Origin of the sequence: Gluconacetobacter dulcium (assembly GCF_014174165.1) — a bacterium.
GTDB lineage: Bacteria > Pseudomonadota > Alphaproteobacteria > Acetobacterales > Acetobacteraceae > Gluconacetobacter > Gluconacetobacter dulcium.
This window is the reverse complement of the sequence record NZ_JABEQN010000024.1, coordinates 17538-41765: the sequence shown is the minus strand read 5'-3', so window position 1 is coordinate 41765 and position 24228 is coordinate 17538. Positions and strand designations below refer to the sequence as shown.

The following is a 24228-nucleotide window of genomic DNA, read 5'->3' as shown; positions in this document are numbered from 1 at the left end:
GCATGTCGTCGTACCCTTCATGTCCTGTGACATGTCCTGGGCCGCCGCGCTGCAACGCCGCGCCATCTCCGCCGGAACAGACTGCACAATCGCCACCGCCCGCTTTCTCGCCGAGAGTCTTTTTCTCCAGATGGAAGAAGGCGAGGATCACCATATCGGTCTACGGGATGCATCGGGTCGTGTCTTTCCCATTCCGGACTCGGGGAAGACAGCAGGACCACGCAGAGGGAAGAAGCTGAAAATCGTCGTGACGGGGGATGAAAGGCATCACCGCCATCGCAATCCAGCCACCCTCTGCGCCCTTGGCGATGCCGCGGATCATCTGGACCTGACACTCGACATCAGTTTCCTCTCCGATAAGGCTTTATCCTGCCACGGCGCCGCAGCGTGTCTCGATGCGGCGTCTGGGGTCGTCCTCCCTGGGGGCGACATCGCCAATGCCGCGACACAGATGATCATTGCCGACCACTGCCTGCGCGCCGGCATCCCCGTCGTCGGACTGTGCCTTGGCATGCAAAGCATGATCACCGCCGTCGTCCGTCAGTACCCATCCTATACCGGCGCCGATCTGGCGGAACGTGCTCCCAATGCGCCATTCCTCAGCTTCGTGCCCATCTCCGGCGCCGATGGCAGCATCCGCCGCAGGGTCGGCGCCCAGGCACTCAGGGCCTGCGCATCATCGACTTTCGGGCGCGCCCTGGAATCGGCGCCCGTCATTCGCAGCAATCACAGATACCGCCTCAACCCCGCCCTGCTCCCCGATCTCGAACAGATGGGCGTGAAGATCGCCGCGACAGATCCATCGGGCGACATCATCGAGGCCATCGAGCTTCCCGCGCATCCCCATTTCAAGGGCATGCAGGGTCATCCGGAATGTGTGTCCACCGCGGAGCGACCGCATCCGGCCTTACTGGATTTCCTACAGAGCACGTCCGCGTATGCGGAAACGAAAAAGGCCACGACATGAATCTTCAACTTGAGGGCAGAGCCGCCCTGGTCATGGGCTCCAGTCGCGGGCTTGGACGCGCCTGCGCCAAAGCCCTCGCCCGCGAGGGCGCGCATGTCATCCTGACCGGACGGCACGAGGCCACGCTTCAGGCCGGCTGCACGGCAATCCAGGAAGAAGGCGGCAGCGCCTCCTTCCGCGTCGTGGATTTTCAGGATACGGAGCGCGCAATGCAGCACATCGCCGGGCTCGGCGATATCGACATCGTCGTCACGAATTGCGGCGGCCCCCCACCGGGACCGATCGCCACCGTCAACATTGCCGATCTGGGGCGCCATTTCGATACGATGGTGCGGGTGCCCGTCGCTGTCGCCAGCACATTCCTGCCCGGCATGCGCCAGCGCGGCTTCGGCAGAATCATCAACATCGTGTCTTCCGGGGTTATCCAGCCCATCGCCAATCTGGGCCTGTCCAACATGCTGCGCCCCGCGATTCTCGGCTGGGCCAAAACCCTCGCCGCGGAAGTCGCCGCCGATGGCGTCACGGTCAATTCCGTCGTCCCCGGACGCATCCATACCGAGCGCGTCGACGAGCTGGACGCCGCAGCCGCCAAAAGACAGGGTCGCTCGCCCGAGGATGTCGCGCGCGCCTCGCGGGAAAACATTCCCATGAAACGCTACGGCAGACCCGATGAATTTTCGAATGCGGTTGCATTTCTCGCCAGCGACCGCGCCAGCTACATGACGGGCGGCCTCATCCGGGTCGATGGCGGCCTGATCGCGGCGATCTGATTTCTTCCTGACATTCCATCAAAAATACGCACGAGAGGGCATAAGGTATGAAGCCTTGCACGAGAAAGCTGTACGTTTTTCTGAGCACGACGATGCTGTGCAGCTATCTGGGTACAGCCGCGCATGCCGCGACAGGCCCGACAGCTTCCCCCACTCCGCCGCCGGGCAGGAAGCACACCCCTATCCTTCCCCCCGCCAGACCTTCGAAGACGGAATCCGAGACTATCGCCGTAACGGTCAGACGTGTCGCCAATGGCACGCAGACCAGCATCTCGCAGCAATTGATCTCGCAGGCGGTTCCCGGCACCAACCCGATGAAGATCCTGGGGCAGATGCCGGGCATCATGTTCCAGACCAACGATGCGCAGGGTATCGATAACTATGCCGCCCAAATCTACGTCCATGGTTTCCAGCAACAGGAAATCGGCATGACGCTGGACGGCATGCCCATGGGCGAAATGACCTATCGCAACTATAATGGCCTCAACCCCCTCCAGGCGATCTCGTCGGAAAACGTCGCCCGGATCGACGTTTCCCAGTCCGCCGGCGCGGAAGCGATCGCCGCCACCAACAATCTGGGCGGTTCGTTCGAATACGTCTCTCTCGACCCGAAAGACCGCCGCGGCGGCACGGTCGCACAGACATTCGGCAGCAATCGCACCTTCCATACATTCATTCGCTTCGACAGCGGCGTCCTGAACCCGTCCGGGACCAAGTTCTTCGTTTCCTACTCCCGCAACGATGCCGGATTCTGGGGCGGTTCGCGCGCCAACCTGTTCACACAGCAGGTCAACGCCAAGCTGATCCAGCCGATCGGCAACGATAGCAGCATCTCCGCCTATTTCGACTGGTCCGACCTGCATGAATACAGTCGGCAGGACTACTCGCTCGAAATGCTCGATACGCTCGGCTATGACAGCAACAACTATTACAATGGCCGGGCCAGCGGCTACCGTACCGCCTACGCCGCGGCCGAGGGCCATTACGGCAGCTCGTACCAAAAACTGAGCGACCCGGCGGACGCCTCGGTCTACGATGCCGGAACCAACGTGGTCGACTATTTCGGCGGCATCAAGGCAGACCTTTCACTGGCCCCCCATCTACGCTGGACGACGACGGCCTATGGCCATGGTGAAGATTCGCAGACCACCTGGACATCGCCCTTCTTTCCCTCCCCCAACGGCGCACCGATGTCGGAAGTCGTAAAGGAACCCGCGATCGAACGATTCGGCATTCTTTCAGCGTTGCATTACAATATCGCCCATAATCAGTTAGGCATGGGCGTCTGGTACGAAAACAATTCCTACCAGTCCCCCATGAACGCCTACTCGCAGCCGGCCATCGTCGATGGGGTCATCCAAGGGCCGCTGCGCAGCGGCGTATCGAAATGGAGCGACCCCTTCGCCCAGATATTCAATCAGGATTACAGTACCAACGTCTTTACCGCCTTCGTTCAGGACACCTACCGGCCGGTCAAGAATCTCTACCTTCACTTCGGCTTCAAATCCATTCTCGACACCACCCGTGTCGGCAATGCCTACATCAACCCGGCCTATTACGGTGCCAATATCGGCGCCCTGACCGGCAGCGAAGGTCTGACGGTCGCAAAACCCTTCCTGCCGCATATCAGCGCGAACTGGAAGTTCCTGAAGAATCACGAGTTGTTCTTCGATATTTCCGAAAGCGTCCATACATACGCCGAGTCCGGCTACAAGCTCTCCAATTCTCCCTTTGCTGTCCTACAATCGGCCTTCAATGCGTCACGCTCCCAGATCCGACCGGAGACCGCATGGACATACGCCGTCGGCTATCGGTATTCGTCGCCGATCGTCGCCGGTTCGCTTTATGCATACCGGACCAACTTCCAGAACCGCCTGCAACAGATCACGTCCGGCTCACTTATCAATCCGGTCTCCGAGGTCGCCAACGTCGGCAGCGTGACCATGGACGGCGTCGATGCCAGCGTGACCCTGACCCCGATCCGTCACCTGTCGATCTACAACTCGATCAGCTACGATCATGCGACCTACGATAACGACCTGCGCAACGGCACGACGCTCTATCCGACGACCGGCGTACAGATCGTCAATTATCCGCGCCTGATGTATAAAAGCCGCCTGTCCTACGAATGGCATGGCGCCATGGCCTATATCGACGCCAGCTATATCGGGCGTCGTAATTTCACCTACACCGGCGACGTCAAGATGCCATCTTACTGGATCACCAATCTCGGCGCCCAGTACCGGTTCGGCGAAATGGGGAAATACAACCGGCACCTCGCCTTCCTGCGCAACCTCGTCGTGTCCTTCAACATCAACAATCTGACAAACACGAAATACATCTCCACAATGGGAGAAGCCGGCAACCCCATGAACGTGGCATCGGGCGCCCTGAGCTATCAGGGCTTCGAACTCGGCGCGCCGCGACAGTTCTTCGGCACGGTCAAGGCCGAGTTCTGATCCCGCTCCGCCACCCCGCGATACCGGTGCCTGCCACCCCCATGGCAGGCACCGAAATCCTCCCCCCTGCCCCCCGTGCCACCCCTGCGCTACCCACCTTTCCAGACCAGCAGTGCCCCATCACGAAACAAGCGGGCCCGTGTGATATCCAGCGACACGCCCTCGATCCCCGCATGATGGATCTGCTCCGGCAGAACGAGAATCTCGACCGTCCGCTTACCCAACGCCACCTCCAGGCGCCGCATGGCTCCCAGCCAGCCCCCGAACACCGTGGCCTGGCCGCTTCCCTCCGCAACCAGACGTATTTCATGCGGTCGCAGATACGCCGTCGCCGGACCGTCGGTCGCGGCAACCGGAAAACGCAGCACATTCGCATCGTCCGGCAAAAAGCTGCCTTGGACGACCCTCCCCTGAAACGCCAATGCTTCGCCCAGAAACTCCATCACGAACGGCGTGGCGGGCGCGGTATCCAGCATCTCGGCCGGCGCATCCTGCACGATACGGCCATTCTGCATCACCACCAGCCGGTCGGCCACTTCCAGCGCCTCGTCATGGTCATGGGTCACCAGCACCGTCGTCAGTCCAAGCTGGTCATGCAGCCCACGCAGCCAGCGGCGGATCTGCCGCCGCACGATCGGGTCCAGCGCACCGAACGGCTCGTCCAGCAGCAGCAGCCCCGGCTTCGTCGCCAATGCACGCGCCAGGGCCACCCGCTGCCGCTGGCCGCCGGACAACTGGTCCGGATAGGCGTCCCCCAGCATCGGCAACTGGATCAACTCCAGCAGTTCGGCCACCCGACCGGCAATCGCCCGCCGATCCGGGCGTTCCCTGCGCGGCAGCACATCCAGCCCGAAGGCAATATTGCGCGCCACCGTCATATGCCGGAACAGCGCGTAATTCTGGAACACGAAGCCGATCCGCCGCTCCCGCATCGGCCGCCCCGCCAGCGTCCGGCCATCGACCAGCACCGTTCCTTCGTACGGCCCATCCAGCCCCGCGATCGTCCGCAGCAGCGTGGTCTTGCCGGCGCCGGACGGCCCGACCAGCGCGACGAACGCCCCGTCCTCGATGGTCAGCGACACATCGTCGAGCATCTTGCGCGACGCATTCGGCGCATGGCGCGTCAGGGACTGGATCTGGACGCTCATGACGACGCTTTCCTGAAATCATGCTCGAGAAACGACCGCAGCAGAACGGTGGCCATGGCGATCAGCGCCAGCAGCGCCGCCATGGCGAAGGCGGCGACCGTCTGGTAGCCATTATAGAGTGTCTCGATATGCAGCGGCATGGTTTCGGTCAGCCCCGGAATATGGCCCGAGACGACCGACACCGCACCGAACTCCCCGATCGCCCGCGCCGTCGTCAGCAGAATGCCCGACAGCAGCGCCCAGCGTGCATCCGGCAACGTCACCCGCCACAATGTCCGCCAGAACCCGGCTCCGAGCAGAAATGCCGCTTCCTCCGCCTCACGCCCCTGCTGTTCCATCAACGGCATCAGCGTCCGCGCGACATATGGAAAGGTGACGAAGAGCGTCGCCAGCAGAATACCCGGCGTGGCAAACGCGATCTGGATATGGTGTCGGTCCAGCCAGTCACCCCACCAGCCCTGCCGTCCGAACAGCAGCAGCCAGACCAGTCCCGCGATCACCGGCGAAACACTGATCGGCAGTTCGATCAGCGCGACCAGGGCCGCCCGCCCGCGAAACCGATATTTCGTCACCAGCCACGCCGCCATGACCCCGCCGAAGGCGTTGACGATCACAGCGACGAGCGTCACCTCCAGCGTCAGGCGGATCGCGGACAGTGCATCCGGGTCCAGCAGGCTGCGCCACGCAGCCCCCAGCCCCGCGCGCAGGGCCTCCACCATCACCAGCAGCACCGGCAGCACCAGCACGGCCAGCACCGTCAGATAAGTACCGGCGACCAGCACCGCATTGCCACCACGCGAGGGTCCGCCCATCACGCCGCCCCCCGCGCCACCAGCCCGCGCGACACGCGGCGGCGCAGCGCGGCAACCCCGGTCATGCACATCAGCGCACTCAGCAGCAGGATCAGCGCAATGGCGGTGGCGCCCTCATAATCATATTCCTGCAACCGCACCACGATCAGCAGCGGCGCGATCTCGCTATGGAACGGCTGGTTGCCGGCAATGAAGATTACCGACCCGTACTCGCCGATACAGCGAGCGAACGCCAGGCTGAACCCCGCCACCAGCGGCGGCAGCAAGGGCGGCAGGATCACCCGACGGAAATTCTGCCACGGGCTCGCCCCCAGCAGCAGCCCCGCTTCCTCCAACTCCGGCGGCAGCCCCCGCAGCACCGGTTCCACCGCCCGCACGATAAAGGGCAGGCCGACGAACATCAGCGCCACCACGATCCCGGCAGGCGTGTAGGCCACACGGATGCCGGCACGGGCCAGCAGCGCACCGATCCACCCAGTGGGTCCATAGAGTGTCGCCAGCGTAATACCCGTCACCGCGGTCGGCAGGGCAAAAGGCAGGTCGATCAGCGCATCGACCGCCCGCCGGCCCGGCAGGCGCGCCCGCACCAGAGCCCACGCCAGCAGCAGGCCCAAGGGCACGTCGATCAACGCCGCCAGCGCGGCACAACTGAAACTGACGCGCAGCGCCGCATACATGCGCCCGTCATGCAGTACCCGCAGCATCACCGCCCCGCCATCCTGCCAGGGGCGCAATACCAGGGCCGTCAGCGGCAGCACGACAATCAGGCCGATCCAAACCAGCGTAAAGGCAATGGAAATGGAAAGACCCGGCAGCCCATCGCGCCGCCGCAGGCAAAACACCATGAAAGAGTCCGTTATCGGCTGTAAATCTGGTCGAACACACCGCCATCGGCGAAATGCGTCCTCTGGAGCTTAGTCCATCCGCCCAGACTCGCGACATCGAATGTTGTCGTCTTCGGGAAGACCGATGCCGTTTCCGCCACGATCGCCGGGTCGACCGGCCGGAAATAATGCTTCGCCCCGATCCGCTGCCCCTCGGGCGTGAACAGGAAATCGAGAAAACCCTTCGCGACCTCCGCCGTACCATGCGCCTGCACGTTCTTGTCCACCACCGCCACAGGTGGCTCTGCCAGGATCGTCACCGGCGGCACCACGATATCGAACTTGTCCGGTCCCAGGTCACGCGCCGCCAGCAGCGCCTCATCCTCCCAGGCGATCAGCACGTCGCCCAGCCCGCGCTGCACGAAACTGTTGGTGGCGCCGCGTGCCCCGGTATCCAGCACCGGCACATGAGCGAACAGCGATTTCAGATAAGCGGTCGCGGTAGCCTCTGACCCGCCCGGCTGGCGCAGCGCCCACCCCCAGGCGGCCAGGTAGTTCCAGCGCGCGCCGCCCGAGGTCTTGGGATTGGGGGTAATCACCTGCACGCCGTCCCGCAGCAGATCGGGCCAGTCATGGATGCCCTTGGGGTTGCCCTTGCGCACCAGGAACACGATCGTGCTGGTGTACGGCGTGGCGTTATGCGGCAGCCGCGTCTGCCAGTCCGCCGCCAGCAGGCCATGCTGGGCCAGAATGTCGATGTCATAAGCCAGCCCCAGCGTCACCACATCAGCCGGCGCCCCTTCCAGCACCGAGCGCGCCTGCGCGCCCGACCCGCCGTGCGAGGAGGTCACCACCACCTGATCGCCCCCATGGGCCTTCGCCCAGAAGGCGGCGAAGGCCCGCCCGGCATCGGCATAAAGCTCGCGCGTCGGATCATACGACACATTCAGCAGCCGGGTCGCCGCAGCCGCCGGACGCGGCCGCGCCCCGATGGCGAAGACTGTGGCGGCAGCGGCCGTTCCGGCCAGAAACCCGCGCCGCGACGACACCGTGAAACCGTTTTTCATATCGTTTCTCGTTCTGATGGCAGTTGCCGATGAAATATCGAGATATGCAGGGAAGACCGGTTCAGAACGTGGCCTGCACGCGCCCGGCGACGGCATTGCCCGTCCGCCCCAGCAGATCCACGCCACCCGAGACACCCTTCGACCGGGTCACGATGAAATGGTCGAAATCCAGCATGAACTTGAAATGCTGGTTCGGATACCAGTTCAGGCCGCCAGCCCACACCGTCTGCTGGTCGCCGTTGACGCCCCTGCCGCCCTGGCTGGCCACATCGGACAGATCCGTCACGCTCCAGCGGCCGCTGAGTTCCAGCGCCCCCCAATCCCCCCGCGCCGGGTCGAAATCATGCTCGACACCGGGCGTGGTAAACGCACCGCTCCTGACGTTGTATGCACGCCCCCGACCCAGCAGCGTATAGTTGGCGGCGACATACCATCCGTCGAAATTCAGCGACGGCAGGGGCGTCGCGCCGGTATTATGCCCCCGTTCCACGCCAACATGGTAATACTCGCCCTTCAGCAGGAAATTCCGCCAGCGAAAGGCCAGTTGCGGTCCCGCCGCCCATATCTGGGACACATTGGTCAACGCGCCCGATGTCAGCAGCGAAGTCTCGCCCAGCGGCACCTCCATATTGTCGCTGAAGGTATAATTGCGGCCATTCGCATTCTGATTGACCTTGAAGGCACTGGTCGCACCCGCGCCGACATGAACGTCGATATCCTTGCTGACATAAGGCCGGCCGACGATACGGGCCACCGCGCCGGTCTGGCTGTCGGTAATCGTCGTATCCTTGTTCCGGTCGCCGAATTTCTGCCCGGTGAAATAGGCCGCCGCCTGCCAGCGATTTTCATAATGCTCGCCACCGATGCTGAAGCGCGCAACGCCCCCCGCCAGGTTACGCACCAGATCGACGATGGTCGGGCGTTCAAGGAATTCGAACGACGATGCCCGCTCGGCGCTTTCCTCTTCCATACGCGGCTGGAAGTAACCGACGGTCAGCGTCGTATGATGCAGGCCGGTATAGTTCATGTTGGCCTCGAACAGGCTGACCGACCCATCCACCGAACTGGACCCGAATTCCGGCGTGACGTTCGCCACCCAATCCTTGTAGCGCCAGGAGAAATAGATGCGCAGACGCCGGGCATTCTGGGTAAATTTATTGAAATTGCCGTTCGCCTCGCCCCGCTTGGGCCCAGCACCGATAAACCCGCCCAGATCCCCCTGCGCCGTCAGGCCGATCGAAAAACTGTAGGCACCATCCTGCGACGAGATCGTGGGCCGCCCTGCCGGAAAGCCGATCCGCATACCGCCCACCTGCACGGTCTCGTCCCGCGCGCTGGCGGCCCGGATTTCCGCCCAGGACGGAATCGGTCCTTCCGGCGTGACCAGCCGTGTCTCGGCATCGGTACGGGGCCGCCGCGTGGCCGCCGGTCCCTGCGGCTCGCCGATCGCGGGTAGCGGGCCTCCGGCCCAGCGATGCGCGTGCACCACATGCGGCGCCCCCACGGCCGCATGACCGGCCGTAACCGGCGTCGCCCTTCCCTCGTCGCGGGCAATCCGGGCCTGAAGCACCCGAATCTCATCGCGCATCTGCCGCTGCATCTCCCGCATTTCACGACGCAACGCCGTGACTTCATCATCCTGCGAAGCAGCCTGCGCCAGAGCCGGCAGAAAAGCAGGAGACAGGGCCGTGGCCACGGCAAGAAGGCGCCGGACTTTCAAACCTTCTTTCATCTTCTTACGAAACCTCGACCCGGCACATAGACATGTTTCACGACATCTTTCGTATTTAATACAAACTGCAATGATTGATGTCACGTTACAATTTACAGGTCAATAGCGTGCAAGTTGGATTGTCTGGTCCTATTTGTTTAATTTAGACAGACCACAAGCCGGAAAGAAATATTTCCACTATTTTTATTTGTTATTTATCACCCCTGAGAGCCTGACCAAAAATGCGGTCTGGTGAGCGAGAGCGGCTCATCAGGGCCGCGTCCGGCGTGTGTTTCTGAGCATTTGAAGCGGAGCGGCCTTGATGGCCGTGAGCACCGAAGCGCAGGAGGCGCGCGTCGGATCGCCACCAGGGCGCATTTTCGGTCAGGCTCTGAAGCCATGTGGCGTCGATGCCCACAGCCACCAGACACACGGGAAAAGGCACGCCGTCCTCCCCCACCTCTTCCACTCGGGTCCTCAGAAACTGGCCTGGATCCGCCCCACAACGAGATTCCCGCTTCGGCCGAACAGGTTGACCCCATCAGCCACCCCCTTCGAGCGACTGACGATGAAATGGTCGAAATCCAGCATGAACTTGATATGCCGGTTTGGGTACCAGTTCACGCCCCCCTGCCACACTGTCTGCTGGTTGCCGTTCACACCAGCCCCACCCTGGTTCGCGACATCCGACAGATTCGTGACGCTCCAGCGGCCACTGATCTCCATCGCCCCCCAATCGCCATTCAGCGGATCGAAATCATGCTCGACCCCCGGCGTGATGAACGCGGCGATCTTGGGATTATAAGATCGCGGCCACCCGAACAGCGTATAATTGGCCGCGACATACCACCCGTCGAAATCCAGCGACGGCAGCGGTGCCGCGCCCGCCTCGCGGCTGCGCTCCACACCGATATGATAATACTCGCCCTTCAGCAGGAATCGCCGCCAGCGCACCCCCATCTGCGGACCGGCCGCCCAGATCTGCGCCACATTGGACAACGCCCCCGACGTCAGCAGTTCCGTCTCGTCCAGCGGCACCTCGACATGGTCGGTGAACGTATAGGACCGGCCCTTCTCCCCCTGGTTCACCTTGAAGGCGCTGATGGCACCGGCCCCAACATGCACATCGACATCCTTGCTCACATAGGGCCGGCCGGCGATGCGCGCGACAGCACCGGTCTGGCTGTCGGTGATCGTGGCATTCTTGTTGCGGTCACCGAATTTCTGCCCGGTAAAGTAGAGCGCCGCCAGCCACCGATCCTCGTAATGCTCGCCCCCGATGCTGAATCGGGCAACGCCGGCCGCGATATTGCGCACAAGATCGACAATGGTGGGGCGCTCGAGGAATTCGAACGCCACCGGACGCTCGGCACTTTCCTCATCCATACGCGGCTGAAAATAGCCGACCGTCAGCGTCGTATGCCGCAACCCGGTATAATTCAGGTTCGCCTCGAACAGGCCGACCGCCCCATCCGCATTCAGCGAGCCGAAATCGGGGGTAACTTTCGCCACCCAATCCTTGTAGCGCCACGAGAAATACATGCGCAGCCGTCGCCCGTTCTGGGTAAAGCTGTTGAAATTGCCCTTCGCCTCGCCCGCCCTGGCGCCGGTGCTCAGAAAGCCACCGATATCCTCCTGCAACAGCCCGCCGAGCGAGAAACTGTATGTCCTGTCATCCGACGATATCGTGAACCGGCCGGACGGAAAGCCGATCCGCATGCCGCCCACATGCACGCTCTCGTCCTTCTCCGTCGCGGCCTTCACGTCCGCCCAGGACGGGATCGGCCCTTCCACCATGACCATCTGGCTCTCGGCGTCCGACCGGGACCGCACGGGGCCGGGTCCATGAGGCGCGCCGATCGTGGGCAATGGCCCGCTCCAGGTGCGCGGCACCGCATGGACGACACGAGGAGACGCCGCCGCCGGATGCGCCACATGCGCCTGCGGTACATGGCCCTCGTCCCGGGCGATCCGGGCCTGAAGCACACGAATCTCTTCGCGCATCTCACGCTGCATATCCCGCATTTCGCGCCGCAACGCCGCAATTTCATCGTCTCGGGGCGCCGCTTGGGCAAGGCTGGGCAGGCCGACAACCGGCACCATGGTTGCCACAAAAAACAAATGCCGTGTTTTCAATAAAATAGTCTCTATCGCTCGAACACCCCGTGCCACCCCAGCAAGAGCGCAATGGATCGCACAGGTTTCCCGTAATCAACCACAGGAATGCTAAGGAACGCTAATGAACCGGTCAATGCTGCCGAATCGACACGACGCAACAAGTGAATAAATACCATTCAATAATTTTACATTATCTATAGACCAGACTTTCTATTCTCATCCCGCACTCCGTTACGTGACCATAAAAAAACCCGGTCTTCACCAGGAAGACCGGGCCAGTAGGGGAGATGAGGAGAGACGTTATTTCTTGTTGTTATTCCTGCACGCCAGGAGGCGCCGGCTTCAGCCGAACTGCCCCATGGTGTTATGCGCGCCACCGGCCTTCAGGGCCGCTTCGCCGGCGAAATACTCCTTGTGATCGTCGCCGATATCCGACCCGGCCATGTTCTGGTGCTTGACGCACGCGATCCCCTGGCGGATTTCCTCGCGCTGGACGTTCTGCACATAACCCAGCATCCCCTCCTCGCCGAAATATCTCTTGGAGAGATTGTCGGTCGACAGCGCCGCTGTGTGATAGGTCGGCAGCGTGATCAGGTGGTGGAAGATGCCCGCCCGCTTCGACGCATCCCGCTGGAACGAGCGGATGCGCAGATCCGCCTCCGTCGCCAGGTCGCTCGCATCGTAGCTCTGCGCCATCAGCCTGGCACGGTCATAGGCCGAAACGTCACGCCCTTCTTCCTTCCAGGCATCATAGACCTGCTGGCGGAAATTGAGCGTCCAGTTGAAGGACGGCGAGTTGTTGTAGACCAGCTTGGCATTCGGCACCGCGTCGCGGATCCGGTCCATCATGCCGGCGATCTGCTCGATATGCGGCTTTTCGGTCTCGATCCACAGCAGGTCGGCGCCGTTCTCCAGCGCGGTGATGCAGTCCAGCACACAACGATCCGCACCAGTACCGGGACGGAACTGGTACAGGTTGCTGGGCAGGCGCTTCGGGCGCAGCAGCTTGCCTTCGCGGGCAATGATCACGTCGCCGTCACGCACGGTGCCGTCGGTCACCTCCTCGCAATCCAGATAGGCGTTGTACTGGTCGCCCAGATCGCCCGGCTCGCTGCTATAGGCGATCTGCTTGGTCAGGCCCGCACCCAGACTGTCGGTGCGGCAGACGATCACGCCATCTTCCACCCCCAGTTCCAGGAAAGCGTAACGCACGGCACGCACCTTCGCCAGGAAGTCCTCATGCGGCACCGTCACCTTGCCGTCCTGATGCCCGCACTGCTTTTCGTCGGACACCTGGTTTTCGATCTGGATGGCGCAGGCACCCGCCTCGATCATCTTCTTCGACAGCAGGTAGGTTGCCTCGGCATTACCGAAACCCGCGTCGATATCGGCGATGATCGGCACGATATGGGTCTGATGGTTGTCGATCTTCTCCTGGATCTCGGCTTGGCGCGCCGCATCACCCGCCTCACGCGCGGCGTCGAGGTCGCGGAACAGCATGCCCAGTTCGCGGGCGTCGGCCTGGCGCAGGAAGGTGTAGATCTCTTCGATCAGCGCCGGCACCGCCGTCTTCTCGTGCATCGACTGGTCGGGCAGCGGGCCGAATTCCGACCGCATCGCCGCAACCATCCAGCCGGAAAGATACAGGTAACGGCCCTTGAGCGACCCGAAATGCTTCTTCACCGAGATCATCTGCTGCTGCGCGATGAAACCGTGCCAGGCCCCCAGCGACTGGGTGTACTGTGCCGGGTCGGCATCATAGGCAGCCATGTCCTGGCGCATGATGGCGGCCGTATAGCGCGCGATGTCCAGCCCGGTCTGAAAACGGTTCTGAAGACGCATGCGCACGACATAGTCGGGATTGATCCCGCCCCAGGTGCCCTGCTTGGCCTGGATGATCTGGTTGAGCTTGGCGGTTGCCGATTCCTGATATGACATGTGACGGTTTCCATTATTCTTGGAAGGCGTGGCGTCACAAGGCTTAACGCCATCACGCCTCATGCCGGAAGGCGGAAACCAATCGTCACGCTGTATTTCTGTAAAGAATTCACAGACAGTAATTTCCAATAGAAAAGTCTTTTGCCACGCCGATCCCGGACCGGGCGCGCCGCCGCGCAACCCGGCCCGTCCGCCCGATCAGCCGTGCGTCGGCATCGCGAATTCCGCACCCGAGCGGATTCCCGTCGGCCAGCGGGTGGTCACGGCCTTCATGCGTGTAAAGAAGCGCACACCTTCCGGCCCGTGCATATGATGGTCACCGAAGAGCGAATCCTTCCAGCCGCCGAAGGAATGGAAGGCCATCGGCACCGGAATCGGCACATTCACGCCGATCATGCCCACCTGCACCCCATGGGTGAACGCGCGTGCGGCATCCCCGTCACGGGTAAAGATCGCGGTGCCGTTGCCATAGGGGCTTTCATTGACCAGCGTCAGCGCACTGTCGAAATCCGGCACGCGCACCACGCAGAGCACGGGGCCGAAGATTTCCTCCCGATAGATCGTCATGTCCGTCGTCACATGATCGAACAGCGAGCCGCCGATAAAGAACCCCTTCTCATGTCCGGCCACCACATGGTCGCGCCCGTCGACCACCAGGGTCGCGCCCTGTTCCACCCCGGCATCCACCAGCGCCCGCACGCGGGCCAGATGCTGGCCGGTAATCAGCGGCCCCATCTCGTTGCTGTTGTCGATGCCGTGGCCGATCTTCAGCGCGCGCGCACGTTCGGCCAGCTTGCTCACCAGCGCATCGGCAACCGGCCCGACGGCCACGGCCACCGAAATCGCCATGCAGCGTTCGCCGGCCGAGCCATAGGCCGCCCCCACCAGCGCATCCACAGCCTTGTCCAGGTCGCAATCCGGCATGATGACGGCATGGTTTTTCGCACCGCCCAGCGCCTGCACGCGCTTCCCGGCCGCCGTCCCGGTCGCATAGACATGCTTCGCGATCGGCGTGGACCCCACAAAGCTGACGGCTTCGATGCCACGATGCGCCAGGATGGCGTTGACCATATCCTTGTCGCCCTGCACCACCTGGAACACCCCGTCCGGCAGACCGGCTTCCTTGAAGATATCGGCCAGCAGGACGGCGGCCGACGGATCACGCTCGGACGGCTTGAGAATGAAGCAATTCCCGGTCGCCAGCGCCATCGGCGCCATCCACAGCGGCACCATCACCGGGAAGTTGAACGGTGTAATGCCGGCCACCACCCCCAGCGGTTGACGCATGGTATGGGCATCGATCCCGCGACTGACCTGCTCGGTAAACTCGCCCTTCAGCAGTTCCGGCGCGGCGGTGGCATATTCCACCACCTCCAGCCCGCGCGTCACCTCGCCCTGGGCGTCTGAGAGAATCTTGCCATGCTCGGCCGTAATGACGGCCGCCAGTTCCCCCATGCGGGCCTCGATCAGGTCCCGCGCCCGGAAGAGGATGCGCGCACGGGTCAGCGGCGGCGTCTCGGCCCAAGCGGGAAAGGCGCGGCGCGCGGCGGCGATCGCGGCCTCCAGGTCGCTCTGCCCACCCAGCACGACCTGCGCCGCCACCGCACCGGTCGCCGGGTTGAACACATCGGCGCGGCCCGTTCCGTCACCCTCGCTATGCCGTCCATCGATAACATGAGGAATGATCTTCATGGTCCTGATCCTTCGTATGCGTGTTGATAGTCAGATTTCCTGCCCGGATTCCGGAATCAGCGCCGACAGCGATGCCACCTGGCGTTTCCGGTCGCCACCGACAGGCAGCGTTTCCGGCACGAAGAAAAGGGTGACGAGAAAGCCGATAATGCAGACCGCGATCGGATAAAGCAGCCCCGCGAAGACATTCCCGGTGAGATTGACCAGGCTGAGGCCGATCAGCGGCAGGAAGCCGCCGAAAATCCCGTTTCCGATATGATAGGGAATGGAAATCGACGTATAGCGGACCGCCGGCGGAAAACTCTCGACGATAAAGGCGCCATAAGGCCCGTAAATCATGGCGGCAATCACCACCAGCAGGAACACCGTTCCCGCGACAGGCAGAAAGTCGATCGTCGTGCCATGCACGGCGGAGCGCAGCAGCATGAACATCGGCAGGTAGAGAACAACCGCCGCCGCCATCCCGCACAGCGACAGCCGCTTGCGCCCGATCCGGTCCGACAGCGCGCCGAAGACGATGAAGAACGGCAGCCCGCACACCGCGCCCAGCGCCACCGCCAGCGTGGCGGAGAGGAAATCCACATGCATGACGCTTTGCAGGAAATAGAGGGCATAGAACTGCGCGGTATAGAAGGTGATGGCCTGCGCGCAGGCCACGCCAAACAGAAAACTCACGATCCGCCGCGCATTGCCCGGAATGGTGAAGGCATCGCGGATCGGCGAGGCCGAGAGCTGCTTGTTCTTCTGCATGTCCAGAAAGACGGGCGATTCATGCAGCCGCATGCGAATCCGAAACGACACCCCCACCAGCACGATCGAGACCAGGAACGGCAGGCGCCATCCCCAGGCAGCGAAACTCTGCTCCCCCAGCCCCAGCCGCAGGCCAAGCACCATGGCCAGCGACAGCACGAACCCGCCCGACGCCATGGCCTGGATATAGCTGGCCCATTTGCCACGCTCATGCGGCGGCGCATGTTCGGCCACATAGGTGGCAGCACCCCCATATTCCCCGCCCAACGCCAGCCCCTGGACGATCCGGAGCGAGATCAGCAGCACGGGCGCCAGATAACCCGCCGTGGCATAGGTGGGCAGGAACCCGATGGCGGCGGTGGAGCATCCCATGATCAGCAGCGTGGCCAGAAACGTGACCTTGCGCCCGAACCGGTCCCCCATATGGCCGAAGATCAGGCTGCCGAGCGGCCGCACGGCAAAACCGGTGGCGAAGGTCGCGACGCTGATCAGCGTCCCCGCCACCCCGTCCTGCGGCGGATAGAACAGTTTGGCAAAGAAGATGGCCAGGCTTCCGTAAAGGAAGAAATCGTACCATTCGATAATGGTGCCGACACTGGAGGCGAAGACCAGCCCATACATCGGACGGGCGGCAGCATCTTTATTCTGCATGACGGTCAATCCCGTGTGCTGATCGGTTCAGGCCCAGACGCGACGATAAAGGTCCATGATCTCGCGTGCGGTCGGCACGCGCGGATTATGCGCGGGCGAGCCCGAGGCCAGCGCCTGATCCGCCATCAGCGGCAGCAGATTGTCCCAACGCGCGGCATCCAGCCCGAAGGATTGCGGTGACGGCACCCCCAGTTCCGCATTGCGCGCCCGCAGCGCCGCCACCAGCGCCTCCCCGGCCGCCGCGTCGGACACGTCCGCGCCCACAACCCCCATGACCCGCGCACATTCGGCGTAGCGTCCAGGCGCCCCCGACAGCGACCACGCCGTGATCTCCGGCAGCAGCATCGCGTTCGACAGACCATGCGCGACATGGAAATGCGCCCCGATCGGCCGGCTCATGCCATGCACCAGTGCCACCGAGGCATTGGAGAACGCCATCCCGGCCTCGAACGCGCCTTCCATCACGGCAGCGCGGGCTTCGCGATTGCCAGGCTCGACGCAGCAGGTGGGCAGATGGGTCCAGATGCGCTTCATCGCCGTCAGCGCCAGCGCATCGGTAAACGGGCTGGCCCTGCGCGAGACATAGGCTTCCAGCGCGTGGGTCAGCGCGTCGATCCCGGTATCCGCCGTCAGGCGGGCCGGCATCGACAGGGTCAGTTCATAATCGACGATGGCGATCCGGGGCTGATAGGCCGCCCCCATGCACAGCATCTTCTCGTCCGTGGCCTCGTCGGTAATGACGGTCACGCGCGTGGCCTCCGATCCGGTGCCGGCCGTGGTCGGAATGGCAATGATCGGCAGCCCCGGCGCATCCTGCACGAAGGGCGCTTTCAGCCGCGCCGGCGTGGTGTCATGCACCGCCAGCACGGCCACCATTTTTGCCGTGTCGATAGGACTGCCGCCCCCCAGCCCGATCACGCAGTCATGCGCGCCCTCGCGCAGCATCGCCAGCGCCGCCCCCACACAGGCCACCGTCGGGTCCGGCACCGTATCGGTGAAAGCCCGCACCTCGATTCCGTCCGCGCTCAACAGCGCATGAACCCGTTCCAGCACGCCGGACGCGGCCATGAAACGGTCGGTAATGATAAAGGGCGTCCGAAGCCCGGCCTGACGCAACGCGGCCGGCAATTCATCGAGCCCCCCGCCACCGAGACGGACGAAGGGAGGCAGGGATAAGGCTGTCATGGGCAGAACTCCTGACCGGCCGGAGAGGCTTTCGAGGCTGCTCGGGCCATCCGACACGAGTTTTCAAGCAGCCTCTTGTCCGCCCTGTCGGCGGTGCCTCTTCTTGTTGATGTTGCCTCCGGGCTAACGCGGAGACGCTCGCGCGAAAATTAGGCGTTTTCGCCCATGGCCTGTGCAAATCTGCACGGCAACAGGCGGCCCGATGTGCGGGATCATAGGGAGCAAGGCAGATGAAACGCGGGCTGGACTGGCGGGACCTGCAATATTTTCTGGCTGTCGCCCGCGGCGGATCGCTATCCGTGGCGGGTCGGCAGCTCGGCGTGGACCATGCCACGGTAGGCCGTCACATCCAGTCCCTGGAGCAGGCGATGGACGCCTCGCTGTTCGAGCGGCACCTGCGCGGCTATGCGATGACACGACAAGGTGAACGGCTGCTGGCGGCGGTCGAAGGCATGGACAAGGAAGCCGGTCGCATTACCGAGACCAGCGAAGGCGGCCTGTCCGGCACCGTCCGCATCAGCGCGCTGGAGGGCTTCGCCAATTTCTTTCTCGCGCCGCGCATCGGCCTGCTGCTGGCCAACAATCCCGGCCTGACGGTGGAGATGGAGACGATCCAGCAGATCGTCTCCCTCGCCCGCCGCCACGCCGATATCGCCATCACCCTCACCCCGCCCAGCAGCAACCGCTTCGCGGGCGAGGAACTGGGCGAATACAACCTGTTCATCTATGCCAGCCCCGACTACCTGGTCCGCCATGCCCCCATCCGCACGCGCGAGGACCTGGCCGAGCACATGTTCGCCGGCTATGTCGACGAACTCCTGTTCACGCGCGAACTGGATTATCAGGGCGCCATGGGCATCCCCGCGCGGGCGGTGCGGATTCAGAATTCCAGCATCCTCGCCCAGATGGAGGCCACCTGCTCCGGCCTGTGCCTCGCCGTCCTCCCCGCCTTCGTCGCCGCCACCCGCCCCCACCTGGTCCGCATCCTGCCCGACACGATGACCCTGCGCCGCACCTACTGGCTGGTCACCCGCGCCGACGAACGCGGCACGAGGCGCATCCACCACCTCTGCGCGCTGCTCCGCCGAGAAGTCGAAAAGGAAAGAGCCCTGTTCCTGGGAGAGACGTAAAAAATTCATCCACACAGGCGGGAAACCCGTCGCTCCGGGGTTTATCGCGCCGCCCGAACTGTGACAAAACGCGGCGGCCCCTCACCCATCAGGAGCACCCCCCATGGAATCGCCGACAACGGCCACTCCGCAGTCCAGCGCCGCATCCAAGCGTCAGCCGGTCCTGTTCATGCCGCACGGTGGCGGTCCATGCTTCTTCATGGACTGGCCCGACACCTGGGACCACATGGCCGCCCACCTGCGCGGAATCGCCGCGACCCTCCCACGGCGCCCCGATGCCATTCTCGCCGTCTCGGGCCATTGGGAAACGGCCGTGCCGACCGTCACCTCCGCGACACATCCGCCGCTGATCTACGATTATTACGGTTTCCCGGCCCATACCTACCGGCTGCGCTACCCCGCTCCCGGATCGCCGGAACTGGCCGCCAGGGTCAGAACGCTCCTGAGCGCAGCGGAAATCGAGAATGAAGAAGACCCGACACGCGGTTTCGATCACGGCGTGTTTGTCCCCTTCATGCTCGCTTTCGCGCACGCCGATATCCCGATCGTGGAATTGTCCCTGCGCCGTGACATGAATGCCGAAGCCGAATTACAGACCGGCGCCGCGCTGCGCCCCCTGCGCGATCAGAACGTCCTCATCGTCACCACAGGCATGACCTACCACAATCTCGCTCATTTCATGCAGCCCGATCCGAGGTCCGACACCGCCTCGAAGGCTTTCGACGACTGGCTGGCACAGACCGTGGAGGCGCCCCCCGCGCAGCGCGATGAAGCCCTGCGCCATTGGGACCAGGCGCCCGGCGCCCTGCTATGCCACCCACGCCCCGAACATCTGCTCCCCCTGATGGTTGCGGCAGGCGCGGCAGGACAGGACATTGGCCGCCGCGATTACACCGACACCATCATGGGCAAAGCACTCTCCGGCTTCCGCTTCGGCTGACCCAGCCCTCGGAGCCTGATCGAACATGTGGGCTGGCGCGCGAGAGCGGCCCGTTCCGGACCGCGCCCGACATGTGTTCCCGAGCATCGGAGCGGAGTGGCCTTGATGGCCATGAGCACCGAAGCCCAGAAAACGCGCGGAGGACACGCCGCCAGCGCGCATTTCGGTCAGGCTCTCAGAATGTCGCCGTCAGGCTGAGATTATAGGATCGCCCCAACCCCGGCAGCGGCCCCAGCACCCCCGTCGCCCTGTAATCCCCCAGCGAGAGTCCCCCGAGCGGAAGATAATATTTCTGATCCAGCACGTTATCGATGCTGGCATCCAGCGTCAGGTTCCGCCACCGATAGCTTCCTCCCAACCCCAGCAGCGCATAACCCGGCGTGCGCGGCTCATGCCGCAGCCAGTCGACCGTATCCTTGGCCTTGACCAGCGTAACCTCGACCCGCCCGGTCCAGGCTCCGTATGTCTCGTGCAACGCAATCGTGCCGTTGGTCGGCATCTGGTGATAAAGACCGGAATGCGTCACCAGATCCTCACCCCGCACCCAATTGAGGTTGGCACGCATTTCGCCCGTGCCGAAGGCGTCGCTCCGCCACAGGCGCGCGAAGGCCATGCCGTTGATGCCGTAGCTCTGCGCATTGTGGTTGACGAACTGCAATTGCGACAGGCCGTTCGATAGGGCACCGATCCGCATCACATTGATATAATTGTGGGTGTAGGTGTAGTACGGCTGGATTTTCACCAACCATGCCTGGTCGCGCGGATCGTGCCACGTCAACGTCATGCTGGCGGTATTGGCGATTTCCGGCGTCAGGTTCAAATTGCCGACATAACCGTTCCCGTCGCCGAACCAGCCGATCATGCTGCTCGCCATCGCCCCCCGGCCCCAGGCATAACGCTCATACAGATTGGGCGAGCGCGTCTTGCGCGCATACCCTCCTTCGATCATCAGACTATCGAGCGGATGCCAGCGCACCAGCGCGGTCACATCGAAATTGTTGTCCGTGCGCCCACGCGCAGAAGCATTGAACCTTCGCGCGGCCATGGCATCGGCCATGCCCATCATCCCGGTCCAGGAATAGGGTGCAACCGGTCCGGTATTCATCATCACCAGGTCGCTGCGCATCCCCAGTTCGGTAGAAAGGCGCGGCAGCCATTGCGCCTTCCACTCGATATAATGGCCCAGCCGGTCGCGATGGCCGTCGTTGATGTTGTGGTAGGTATTCGGCCCCATCATCATGCTGCCGACAAGCGGCGGCCACCAATCGTTCAACCCGTTATGATCGAACGAACTGCCCAGCCCGAGCACATGCTTCAGGCCGAGCGGAATCGTCGCCTTGATCGCATAGCCCGCCGTCCGTGCATCGGTGTTCATCGGCATGCCGGTCGAGGCCGTATGCCCGCCCTTGTCCGACAACATGTCCATCACATGATCGACCCGCTGCCAGAAGCCGCGCGCCTCCAGCGTGCCCCAATCGAAATCGCCCTTGTATTTGCCATTCACGAAGGTCGACCGATTGTTGGTCATGTCCATATACTGGTTGGGAAAACCTTCATAAGGAATGTCCTGCTGCCCCACCGTCAGGGTCAGCAGATGATTGTCCTTATGCACCCCCAGCGTAACGGCGTGGTTGAAGCTGAGATAACTGGTCGAACGCACGCGCGGCCCGTCCCCACCGGCATGATAATCGCTGGCATGGTTGTAGGACCCGGTATAACGCAGACTCAGCAGATCGTTCGCCACCGTCACCGACCCCGAGGCACCGGACCCACCGCCGTTGCTGCGATAATCCCCACGCATGCGCCCGGTCACGAGGATCTTCCCCGCCTTGGCGAATTGCGGGTCCCGCCGCTCGACTGAAACGGTCCCGCCGGTACTGTCCCCTCCGTCGCTGACGGAGGTAATCCCCGCCGTCGCCACCGCCGACGCCACGCTGTCCGGGTCGATATAGGACATCGCCGGATTCATGTGGTTGGGGCAGGCCGAGGCGATGCGCATCCCGTCCACGAAAGTCGCCACCCGGTCGTCGGCCATGCCGTTCAGCACCGGAAGCGCCGAAACCCCACCGGCCGAATAGCTGCTAAACCCCATGGCGTGCGAGAGCAGGGCAACCGTATCCGCACTATGCCCCGTCTGCCGGCGAATGCCGTTGACGGTGATAAACTCCTCCGCCTGCGCGGACGATGGGGATGCGGATTGCGAAAGAGGCGCGGACATCGCCGTATCCGCCCAAGCCGGAGCGACGGCCAACCCAAAGACGACGGTCCAGCCGCACGCCACGACGCCGATCCAGGAAGACCGGACATAATCTGTCATGATAGAAACCTGATCTGAGAGAAAGCAACAGCCGACAGGGCATGCGCACCGGTTCCCGATCGCGTGCCCGCAGGCGTCCGACGGGACGAACTGTCAGGAACAGGCGCGCCGCGCCCCATCCCTGAAGACTCTCCCGAAGCCTGACCGGAAGTGCGCCGACGCGCGGGCAGCAGGCACAAAAGCCCAGCCCGGCCACCCGGTGCGCGTTCTCGTACACCGAAGCGAAACGGCTTTATGAAGCCATTCGCCACGAAGCCGGGAACCCGCGCGCGGAATCGCTACCGGCACGCCTCTCCAGTCAGAGTCTCAGATTGTTCGCGGTGGTCCGATGGCCGGCGGCCGCAACAGGGCCCGGCGCACAGGCGGCGCGCGGGGCCGGGCCGGGCTGTAACGCACCCGCGCCAGCCGATGCCACACAAAGATCGCCGCCAGCACAACCGGCAGCACGACCAGTGACAGATGCAACAGCGGGCAGAGCGGACAGGCGTCATGATCCGGCGCCTGGTCATGCGACCGATCGCGCGGAGACGGCATGCCGGCCATCGCCATCCCGGGCATGTCGTCACAGACAGCGGACAAGGACGGCGCGGCCAGATGGATGCCCGCCAGCCGTTCCAGCGTGGCACGCGGCATCTCGCCGGGCAGCGCCTGCGCCTGAATGCCCAGCAGGCCGAGATAGCCGCACAGCACGAACAGGGCGACCATCCAGCGGCCGAAGCCCGACCGCTCCATCCTGATCGCGTCCTGCCCCTGCACGGCCCGGCCACCTCGTTCGTTACAAACCTACCGCTTCTCCCCTACCCCCGCGGAGCAGGACGAGGCAAGGAGCAACAGAAGGCGTTTACTCAGGAAAGGACGGAAACGAACCTCGTCCGTCCCCGCCCCATGGCCTCGTTATTTCTTGGGCGTCGGAACCGCTGCCGTCGCAGCCGGCGCGGCGGCCGGCCCCGAAGCCGACGGCAGCGTTTCAACGAAATCCTGCGAGACGAAGACGATCCCGTCCAGCGCCTGGTTCAGCGCATCGGCCGCCTGCTTGGGCTGGCGTCCTTCGACGAACACGGTCGCCCGGTTCACCGCGCCCTCCATCTGATCCAGCGGCGCCAGCGCGACGATGAAATCCACATCCTCGCCGACAACCTGCATCGTCTGGGCCGCCGCCTGGCTGTCGCCCGCCTTGAGCTGGGCATTGGCCGTTGCGACCGCCGCCTTCTTCTCGGGCGCCAGGATGTCGCTGGCCACGAATTCGCCGCCCACCGGCACCCAGTCGGTCGGTGTCGTCACCGGCTGGTGCGTCGGAGACACCGGATGCTGCGGCGCGGGCTGGAGCGCACTCTCGGCCACATTGAAGCGCTTCTCCGCCTTGCGGGCGGCTTCCAGCCGCTTCTGCGCGTCATAAAGCGGCGGCACGGCCTGATCCACCTTACCCTGCGCCACGAACTGCTGGGCGGTCAGGATGTCGGCCAGCGCACGCTCTCCATCTTTGGAAAGATGGTGCAGGGCGCGACCGGCCTTGAACTTCTCCCACGCCGCATGCAGCGACGCGGCATGCGACAACGAGGGCACGCTACCAAGGGCTGCGACAACCGCCAACGAGGCCATAATCCGCATGTCAGACATCCTTTTCGTCATGGGACTTCTTTTTTAACATAATGTTGCTGGAACCCGAAAAACAAGTCAGGGCAGGAATGCGCTCCGCGATCATGAAGTTTTCAAGAAGACCGATCCGTTACCCACCCCGCGCCGATGACA

Annotated in this window: 18 protein-coding genes; 5 read left to right on the top strand and 13 right to left on the bottom strand. The window is 63.4% G+C overall.

The features are described from left to right. Positions 1 to 130 precede the first annotated feature (130 nt). The 3 genes from HLH25_RS16465 to HLH25_RS16455 all read left to right on the top strand — a co-directional run bounded on the left by HLH25_RS16465 (position 131) and on the right by HLH25_RS16455 (position 4196). Positions 131 to 967 (top strand): glutamine amidotransferase-related protein, encoded by an 837-nt coding sequence (locus tag HLH25_RS16465; RefSeq protein WP_182975108.1) that lies wholly within the window; start codon positions 131 to 133, stop codon positions 965 to 967. Continuing rightward, positions 964 to 1737 carry an SDR family oxidoreductase gene (locus tag HLH25_RS16460; protein ID WP_182975107.1) on the top strand — a complete coding sequence of 258 codons (774 nt, stop codon included), beginning with the start codon at positions 964 to 966 and terminating at the stop codon, positions 1735 to 1737. Before HLH25_RS16465 ends, HLH25_RS16460 begins: the two co-directional genes overlap by 4 nt. Before the next feature lie 92 nt (positions 1738 to 1829). Further along, the gene (locus HLH25_RS16455; RefSeq protein WP_246402600.1) at positions 1830 to 4196 is read left to right on the top strand and encodes a TonB-dependent receptor; all 2367 of its coding nucleotides are present in this window, start codon (positions 1830 to 1832) and stop codon (positions 4194 to 4196) included. An 89-nt stretch (positions 4197 to 4285) separates the two neighbouring features. Here the strand turns inward: HLH25_RS16455 and HLH25_RS16450 are convergent, their stop codons facing one another. From HLH25_RS16450 to HLH25_RS16405, 10 genes are all read right to left on the bottom strand, one after another. Then, a complete protein-coding gene (locus tag HLH25_RS16450) occupies positions 4286 to 5344 on the bottom strand; it encodes a sulfate/molybdate ABC transporter ATP-binding protein (protein WP_182975105.1) in 1059 nt (352 codons plus the stop codon). Then, a complete protein-coding gene (gene cysW, locus HLH25_RS16445; RefSeq protein WP_182975104.1) occupies positions 5341 to 6156 on the bottom strand; it encodes a sulfate ABC transporter permease subunit CysW in 816 nt (271 codons plus the stop codon). The genes HLH25_RS16450 and cysW overlap by 4 nt, the downstream gene beginning before the upstream one ends. Continuing rightward, positions 6156 to 7001 (bottom strand): sulfate ABC transporter permease subunit CysT, encoded by an 846-nt coding sequence (gene cysT, locus HLH25_RS16440; RefSeq protein ID WP_182975103.1) that lies wholly within the window; start codon positions 6999 to 7001, stop codon positions 6156 to 6158. The genes cysW and cysT overlap by 1 nt, the downstream gene beginning before the upstream one ends. Positions 7002 to 7012: 11 nt before the next feature. Beyond that, the gene (locus HLH25_RS16435; protein WP_182975102.1) at positions 7013 to 8047 is read right to left on the bottom strand and encodes a sulfate ABC transporter substrate-binding protein; all 1035 of its coding nucleotides are present in this window, start codon (positions 8045 to 8047) and stop codon (positions 7013 to 7015) included. A gap of 61 nt (positions 8048 to 8108) precedes the next feature. Next, the gene (locus HLH25_RS16430) at positions 8109 to 9779 is read right to left on the bottom strand and encodes an OprO/OprP family phosphate-selective porin (protein WP_182975101.1); all 1671 of its coding nucleotides are present in this window, start codon (positions 9777 to 9779) and stop codon (positions 8109 to 8111) included. Positions 9780 to 10235: 456 nt separating this feature from the next. Next, positions 10236 to 11861 (bottom strand): OprO/OprP family phosphate-selective porin, encoded by a 1626-nt coding sequence (locus HLH25_RS16425; RefSeq protein WP_182975121.1) that lies wholly within the window; start codon positions 11859 to 11861, stop codon positions 10236 to 10238. A gap of 357 nt (positions 11862 to 12218) precedes the next feature. Then, positions 12219 to 13814: an isocitrate lyase gene (locus HLH25_RS16420; RefSeq protein WP_182975100.1), complete on the bottom strand. Its 1596-nt coding sequence runs from the start codon at positions 13812 to 13814 to the stop codon at positions 12219 to 12221. Between the two features lie 198 nt (positions 13815 to 14012). After that, complete coding sequence (locus tag HLH25_RS16415; RefSeq protein WP_182975099.1) at positions 14013 to 15506, bottom strand: CoA-acylating methylmalonate-semialdehyde dehydrogenase; 1494 nt, start codon at positions 15504 to 15506, stop codon at positions 14013 to 14015. 30 nt (positions 15507 to 15536) lie between these two features. Next, positions 15537 to 16907, bottom strand: coding sequence for an MFS transporter (locus tag HLH25_RS16410; RefSeq protein WP_182975098.1), 1371 nt, complete (start codon positions 16905 to 16907; stop codon positions 15537 to 15539). A 27-nt stretch (positions 16908 to 16934) separates the two neighbouring features. Next, positions 16935 to 18092: an iron-containing alcohol dehydrogenase gene (locus HLH25_RS16405; protein WP_182975097.1), complete on the bottom strand. Its 1158-nt coding sequence runs from the start codon at positions 18090 to 18092 to the stop codon at positions 16935 to 16937. A gap of 230 nt (positions 18093 to 18322) precedes the next feature. On the opposite strand from HLH25_RS16405, the gene HLH25_RS16400 reads away from it, so the two are divergent. Beyond that, a complete protein-coding gene (locus tag HLH25_RS16400) occupies positions 18323 to 19222 on the top strand; it encodes a LysR family transcriptional regulator (protein ID WP_182975096.1) in 900 nt (299 codons plus the stop codon). A gap of 103 nt (positions 19223 to 19325) precedes the next feature. Next, positions 19326 to 20162 (top strand): DODA-type extradiol aromatic ring-opening family dioxygenase, encoded by an 837-nt coding sequence (locus HLH25_RS16395; RefSeq protein ID WP_182975095.1) that lies wholly within the window; start codon positions 19326 to 19328, stop codon positions 20160 to 20162. A 175-nt stretch (positions 20163 to 20337) separates the two neighbouring features. Here HLH25_RS16395 and HLH25_RS16390 read toward each other — a convergent pair whose 3' ends face one another. From HLH25_RS16390 to HLH25_RS16380, 3 genes are all read right to left on the bottom strand, one after another. Beyond that, entirely contained in the window at positions 20338 to 22479 is a 2142-nt protein-coding gene (locus HLH25_RS16390) for a TonB-dependent receptor (RefSeq protein ID WP_182975094.1), read from the bottom strand. Between the two features lie 306 nt (positions 22480 to 22785). Then, the gene (locus HLH25_RS16385; RefSeq protein WP_310889130.1) at positions 22786 to 23235 is read right to left on the bottom strand and encodes a DUF2946 family protein; all 450 of its coding nucleotides are present in this window, start codon (positions 23233 to 23235) and stop codon (positions 22786 to 22788) included. Between the two features lie 138 nt (positions 23236 to 23373). After that, positions 23374 to 24087, bottom strand: coding sequence for a YfdX family protein (locus HLH25_RS16380; RefSeq protein WP_182975093.1), 714 nt, complete (start codon positions 24085 to 24087; stop codon positions 23374 to 23376). Between the last annotated feature and the right edge of the window lie 141 nt (positions 24088 to 24228).